A 6,761-nucleotide genomic window follows, 5' to 3' on the forward strand; every position below is an offset into this window, starting at 1 on the left:
CCGGGCGGGCCACCGCCTCAGCCTGCTGCCCCCCGACGTGGAGGCGGAACTCGACGCCGCCCTGGAGGACGACGCCGCGAACGAGGGCTTCCCGCTGCGACTGGTGGTGCGCCGGATGCGGGAACTGGTCAACTCGCTGGGGCGGGACGTCGCCGGACTGCCGCCACACCCGTACAACCCGGCCTTCCTGCACCCCGAGGACATGGAACGCCTCGGCATCGAGGACGGCGCCCCGGTCACGGTCCGGTCGCCGCACGGATCCGTCGACGCCGTCGCACACGGTGACGCGTCGGTACGGCCCGGCGTCCTGTCGATGTCCCATGGGTGGGGGAGCGTCGACCCCGCGGCGGACCCGCGTGAGTGCGGCAGCAACGTCAACCGGCTCACCTCCCTGGACCACGCCGCCCAGCCCATCAACCACATGCCGACCATGACGGCCGTACCGGTGACGGTCGTACCGGCGGAGCGGCGGCCGCCGTCCCGCCCGCACCCGGACGACGCCTTCCTTCCGGCCACTCGGAGGGCCGGGGAAGCGACCCCACCGCACACACGTCCCGCATAACCCCACACCACTGGGCCGCTCTGGCGGGCCCGGACTCGGAGGCAGGTTGTGACCCAGAGGCGAACCGCGACGTACTGCCGGATTTGCGAAGCCGCGTGCGGTCTGATCGCGACGGTCACCGACGGCGTGCTGACCGGGCTCGAACCGGACCGGGAACATCCCGTCTCCCGGGGCTTCGCCTGTGCCAAGGGGCTGGCCGCGGTCCACGTCAACACGGACGCCGACCGCCTCCGGGTGCCCCTGGAGCGGATCTCGGCGGCGGACACGCGGGAGCGGAGCTGGGACGCGGCGTCGGACGCCATCGCGGACCGGCTCTCCGCCCTCGTGAACGAGCACGGACCGCAGGCCGTGGGGGTCTTCCTGGGCAACCCCGCTGGATTCAACAGCCTGCTCGGTGTGGGCACGCCCGAGGTGTTCGCCCGGCTCGGCGTCGACCGGATCTTCTCCTCCGGCACCCAGGACACCATGAACAAGTACGCCGCGAGCGCCGCCGTCTACGGGTCCAGCCTCCTGCACCCCCTCCCCGACGTGCGCAACGCCGACGCCGTGCTGCTGCTGGGAAGCAACTGGCGGGTCAGCAAGGGCACGCTCATCTCCATGCCCAACGCCTACAACGAGTTGGTCGGCGCCGCGTCCAGGGGCGCCAGGATCTGGTTCGTGGACCCGCGCAGAACCGAGAGCTCGGGACGGCGGACGGGGGAAGCGGTCCAGATCAAACCCGACACCGACGCGTACTTCCTCGCCGCGCTGCTGTGTGAGATCGACCGGACGACGGGCTTCGTGGACGGGCTGTCCGACGTGGCGCGCAACATCGACGGGCTGCGGGAGTTCGTCCGCCGGTACCCGCCCGAGCGGGTCGCGGACGTCTGCGGCCTCGACGCCCGGACGATCCGCACGATCGCGCGCGAGTTCGCCGCCGCCCCCAGGGCCTGCGCCTACATGGCGACCGGAGTGAACATGGGGCGTCAGGGCACCCTTGCCTACTGGTTGCTGCAGATGCTGGTCCTGGTCACCGGCAACCTCGACACCCGGGGCGGGAACATCCCGGGGCAGGAGGTCTACCCCTACATCGCCAGGGGCCGGGCGGATCTGGAGGCGGAACTCGTCCGCGGAGAGTTCGGGGACATGCGGCGCGGGCACCTGCCGGGCGTCCTGCTCGCCGACTACATCCTCGACGCGGCCGAACCGATCCGGGCCCTGTTCGTCATGGCCGGCAACCCACTGCTCAGCATTCCCGGAGAGGACCGGCTCCGCGAGGCGCTGAAGAGCCTCGAACTGCTCGTGGTCGTCGACATCTACCCGAACGCGACCAGTGATGACGCCCACTGGCTGCTCCCCGCCACCGACCAGTACGAACGCGAGGACATCAACCTGGCCCTGCCCGGAATGCAGCCGGATCCGTTCGTCCACTGGTCGCCCCGGGTCGTGGCCCCCCGGCACGGGCAGCGTGAGGAATGGTGGATCCTCGCCAGACTGGCGCGGAGCCTGGGACAGCCCAGTGTGCTCGATGAGGCCGACCCGCGGACCGCACGGTGGAAACGGGTCGACCACATGCTGGCGCGGGGCGGACTCAGCCGCGCGCAGGTCACCGGGCAGCCACGGGGGATCGCCGTGGGCGGCGGACTGCGGCCGGGCGCGCTCTTCTCCGGGCACGTGCACACCTCCGACGGGCTCGTCGACTGCCGGCCGGCCGCCTTCGGAGCGGCGATCGAACGCCTGGAGCGGTTCTTCGGCGAGCTTCGCGCCGAGCCCGAGGACCAGCTGAAACTCATCACCCGCCGGTCGGTCAAGTGGCACAACTCCTGGTACGCGAACGTGCCGTCCATGAAGGCCGGGACCCGCGACCGCAACCGGCTCGGCATGAATCCCGGGGACGCCGGCCGCAGGGGAGTGGGGGACGGGGATCTCGTCCGCGTGACGTCGGCGTACGGCGCGCTGACGGTGACGGCCCAACTCGATGAGACGCTGCGGCCGGGGGTCGTCTCGCTGGAGCACGGCTGGGGGCTCCAGCGCGGGCTCGCCCTGTCGCGGGCGTTCCCCGGGGCCAACGTCAACCGGCTCACCCCGCACGGGCCGGGCTCCTACGAACCGGTCTCCAACCAGGCGCAGTTGACCGGCGTCCCCGTGGAGGTCGCCCTCGCCCCGGAAGAGGCTGTGAAGGAGGACGTGGAGTGAGCGGCGACATCCCTTCCTTTCACCTAAAGCCTTGAGGTAATTATCTAAAGGCTGTAGATTATTTCTTCGGATGGATTGCCGACCTCCGCACCACGCGGCGGCATGACGTGAAAGGGCTGACATGGCAGGGTGGGACTTCGCCAGTGTCTTCGAGGCCGTAGCCCGTGTGCACCCCGAACGCACTGCGTTCGTCCACGGGCAACGGCGAGGGACCTGGGCGCACTTCGACGACCGCGCATCCCGGCTCGCCACGGCCATGGAGGCCACCGGCCTCACCCCGGGCGACGTCGTGGCCGAGTACATGCGCAACGGTCCCGAGTACCTCGAGACCTTCTTCGCCGCCGCCAAGTCGGGCCTCACCCCGATGAACACCAACTACCGCTACGTGGACGACGAGCTCGTACAGATCTGGTCCGACGCCGACGTGAAGGCCGTGGTCTTCGACGCCGAGTTCCGCGACCGGGTCGACCGCGTACGCCACCGGCTGCCCCATGTCAGGTTGTGGCTCGAAGTGGGCCGGGGCACCACCTGGGCCGCCTGCTACGAACAGACGGTGGCCACTCACCCCCCGCGTCCGCACGGTGGCGGACGGGCCGACTCCCTGATCCTCATCTACACCGGGGGGACGACGGGACAGCCCAAGGGCGTGATGTGGCAGCAGGGCGACATCCTCTCGCTGCTCAACACGCAGAGTGGGCGTCCCTTGCCCGACCACGGCGACCGCGAGGCCATTGAGGGCCATCTCGCCACGCAGACACGCGAGATCCGGTCCTTGGTCGCGAGTCCGTTGATGCACGGTGCCGGCCTCTTCTATGCGATCGCCGCGCTGAGCGGGGCGGGGACCCTCGTCACGGTGCCGGGAACACGGTTCGACCCCGAGGAACTCCTCGACGTCATGGAGGCCGAGCGGGTGCAGTCCCTGGCGATCGTCGGGGACGCCTTCGCCCGGCCGATGCTCGCAGCACTCGACCAGAACCCGGGCCGGTGGGAACTGGCGAGCCTGCGCGCCGTGTTCTCCTCCGGTGTCATGTGGAGCCGCCAGGTCAAGGAGGGCCTGCTGCGCCACGTGCCGAAGGCGCGCCTGCTCGACGGACTCGGGTCGTCGGAGGCGTCCGCGGTGGCGTCGACGGTGTCGGTGCAGGGGAACGTGGCCGACACGGGTTCGTTCGTCCCCTCCGACCGGGCGGCGGTGCTGCTCGACGACGGCACGCTCGCAGAACCGGGAGACGGCAGGGTCGGCCGCCTCGCCGTCACGGGCTGGATCCCGGTGGGGTACCTCAACGACCCGGAGAAATCGGCCCAGGTCTTCGTCGAAGCCGCGGGACGCCGCTGGTCCGTTCCCGGCGACCTGGCCCAGCTCGACGCCGACGGGCGGATCCAGCTCCTCGGCCGTGGCTCCAGCTGCATCAACACCGGGGGGGAGAAGGTGTTCGCCGAAGAGGTCGAGGAGGTCCTGAAGCAGCACCCGGGCATCGCGGACGCCGCGGTCCTCGGCGTGTCCGACGAACGCCTCGGCAGGAAGGTCGTCGCCCTCCTCCGCGCGGGGAAGCGGCCACCGTCGGAGGAGGAACTCCACACCCACGCCCGCGCACACCTGGCGGGCTACAAGGTGCCCAAGCACATGGCCTTCGTCGACTCGCTGGAACGCGCGGACAACGGAAAGCTCGACCACCGCCGGCTGACCGGCATCGCGGAGAACAAATGGGGGGACGGCCACGCCTGACCCGGACCGGCGGCCGCGGCCCGGACAGCCTTCCCCGGCTTTCCCCGCCGACCGGGAAGAGCAGCCGGCACGGACCGGAGCACCCCCCGCGCACGGCGGCAGGCTCCGGGCGAGCGCGGGCGGCGGGCCGCCCGCGCAGAGGACGACACCGGCTCACACCGGACGTCCTCCTGGGGACCTGGCGTGAAGAGCGTGAGACCCTCACTGACAAAGAGGCACCCGATGACCACCGAAGACCCTTCCGCACCGCAGACCGCGGGCCCCCTCGGACCGTCCCCGGCCCGCCGCCCGGGCAGCGTGCGCCGTACCTCGACGCTCGACACGCGGTGGCCCGGAGGGTTCGGCACCGGGCTCCACATCGACGGGCGGGCCCGCGACCTGTACACGCCGGCCGACGGTCGGCCCCCGCTCGTCCTCGCCGAGGACCGGCTGCGGGTCCGGTTCACACCGGCGAGCCGGGTGATCGGGGGGATCGAGTCGACCCCCGCCAGGAGCGAACTGGCCCTCCTCGCCGGCGCCCGCTGCGGCGGCGGATTCCGCGCCCTGCTGGCGCAGTCCCTCCCGCGGGAACGGGACACCGGAACCCCGCTGTACCTCATGCTGGACGACCTCGCCGCGGTGTCACTGATCGCGGATTTCGCCGTCACCCGGTGGCCGTCCGCCGAGCCCGGCGCACCCCGGACCACGGTGGACCCGCCGGAAGGCGTCTGCACGGGCTTCATGCCGGGATCCAGCGCCCTGAACCCCGACCGGTTCCGTGCAGGCGGCGACCGCACCCGCCGGGTCGTGCCGCTGCCGCACCCCGACGACCCGGCGGGCTGGCACGAACTGACCGCGCCCACCGAACCGTCGATGCGCCGGGCCCGGCGCATCGACGTCACACCCGGCGAGGTCATCGATGTGGACGCGATGTTCCAGGACAGCGCGACAGTGCCCGAGGGCGGCCGGAGCGCCGTGCACGAATACCGGCTGCACGCCACGGCCCACGCACGCACCGGCGCCCTCCTCACCCTGCGGGCCGAGCCGCGCATCCTGCCGTACGACGAGTGCCCGCTGGCCGTGCTCAACCTGGACCGTCTGCTCGGGACGCCCCTGGCGGACCTGCGCACCACCGTGCCCAGGGTGCTGCGCGGCATCGACGGGTGCACGCACCTCAACGACGCCCTGCGAGCGCTGGCCGAGGTGCCCGCCCTGATGGCCGCTCAGCACCGGCGCGCGCGGGAGTGAGGACGCCGCGACGGCGGACGAACCCCGGGAGGGACACGTTCCGCCGGCGGCCCCGCCCACACGGAACACGACGCCCCGGGCAGATCACCCGGAGCCGAGGAGAGAGGTCCCACGTGCACTCATTGCAGGGAAAGGTCGCCCTGGTCACCGGGGGCGCCAGCGGAATCGGAGCGGGCATCTGTCGCCACTTCGTCGACGCGGGGGCCGTCGTGGTGGTGGCCGATGTCGATGAGGAACGGGGCCGCGGCCTGGCCGAGGAACTCGGTGAAGCGGCGGTGTTCCGTCGCGTCGATGTCACCCGCGAGGAGGACATCGCCGCGGCGGTGACGGACACGGCGTCCACGCGGGGACGCTTGGACTGCCTGGTCAACAACGCTGGCCGGGTGGGATCCTGGCGCTTCGCCGAAGACATCCCGGCCGACGAGTGGGACGAAGCCTTCCGGCTGCTGTGCCGCAGCGCCTTCCTCGGCATCAAGCACGCCTCGCGGGTCATGCGCGACCACGGTGGCGGCAGCATTGTGAACACCGGCAGCGTCGCCGGCCTGAGGGCCGGTTACGGTCCCCACGCCTACGGCGCGGCCAAGGCCGCCGTCGTCCAGCTGACCCGTAGCAGCGCGGTAGAACTCGCCCCCTGCGGAATCCGGGTGAACGTGATGACGCCCGGCGGCGTGGCCACCCGCATCGTCGGCCACGGCGCCGGTCTCACGGGATCGGCCCTGGACGACAGCGTCGAACGGGTGCGGGAGAGCCTGCGTGACTTCCAGCCGGTCCCCCGCAGTGGTGAGCCGCAGGACCTGGCCGCCGTGGCGGCCTTCCTCGCCTCCGACGCGTCGAGTTTCCTCACCGGACAGGAAATCGTCGTCGACGGCGGCCTGTCGCTGGGCAGGGCCTGGCCCCCGGAGATCCAGGCACACGCGAGGAAGGCGTCGTCCCGAACCGCGACATGATCCCCGGCGCACCGCCCCGGCCCGTCCTTTCCCCGGGAACAGCCCCGACGGCCGTGCTGTCCACCCCTGCCCCTCACGAGGAGGAACACAACGTGAACACACCAGACGCAACGCCCCCCGCGAAGGC

At 71.7% G+C, this 6,761-nt stretch carries 5 protein-coding genes; all 5 read left to right on the forward strand.

Annotation, left to right across the window (positions count from 1 at the left end; genetic code table 11):
- A partial coding sequence (locus tag B7L92_RS01750; RefSeq protein WP_304364692.1) for a molybdopterin dinucleotide binding domain-containing protein occupies nucleotides 1-562 on the forward strand: 562 nt, incomplete at its 5' end.
- Between the two features lie 48 nt (nucleotides 563-610).
- Nucleotides 611-2,737 carry a molybdopterin-containing oxidoreductase family protein gene (locus B7L92_RS01755; protein WP_081235733.1) on the forward strand — a complete coding sequence of 709 codons (2,127 nt, stop codon included), beginning with the start codon at nucleotides 611-613 and terminating at the stop codon, nucleotides 2,735-2,737.
- A 121-nt stretch (nucleotides 2,738-2,858) separates the two neighbouring features.
- Nucleotides 2,859-4,460, forward strand: a complete 1,602-nt coding sequence (locus tag B7L92_RS01760) for an AMP-binding protein (protein ID WP_081235734.1) — start codon at nucleotides 2,859-2,861, stop codon at nucleotides 4,458-4,460.
- A gap of 222 nt (nucleotides 4,461-4,682) precedes the next feature.
- On the forward strand, nucleotides 4,683-5,687 hold the full coding sequence (locus B7L92_RS01765) for a DUF2889 domain-containing protein (protein WP_081235735.1): 1,005 nt from the start codon (nucleotides 4,683-4,685) through the stop codon (nucleotides 5,685-5,687).
- A 113-nt stretch (nucleotides 5,688-5,800) separates the two neighbouring features.
- Nucleotides 5,801-6,634, forward strand: a complete 834-nt coding sequence (locus tag B7L92_RS01770; protein WP_081235736.1) for a glucose 1-dehydrogenase — start codon at nucleotides 5,801-5,803, stop codon at nucleotides 6,632-6,634.
- The last annotated feature ends 127 nt before the right edge of the window (nucleotides 6,635-6,761 follow it).

It is taken from the genome of Streptomyces viridosporus, assembly GCF_002078235.1.
GTDB classification, from domain to species: Bacteria; Actinomycetota; Actinomycetes; order Streptomycetales; family Streptomycetaceae; genus Streptomyces; species Streptomyces viridosporus.

Coding starts and splice junctions, on each gene's coding strand:
- B7L92_RS01765 (WP_081235735.1), top strand. CDS start 4,683: ATGACCACCGAAGACCCTTCCGCACCGCAGACCGCGGGCCCCCTCGGA.
- B7L92_RS01760 (WP_081235734.1), top strand. CDS start 2,859: ATGGCAGGGTGGGACTTCGCCAGTGTCTTCGAGGCCGTAGCCCGTGTG.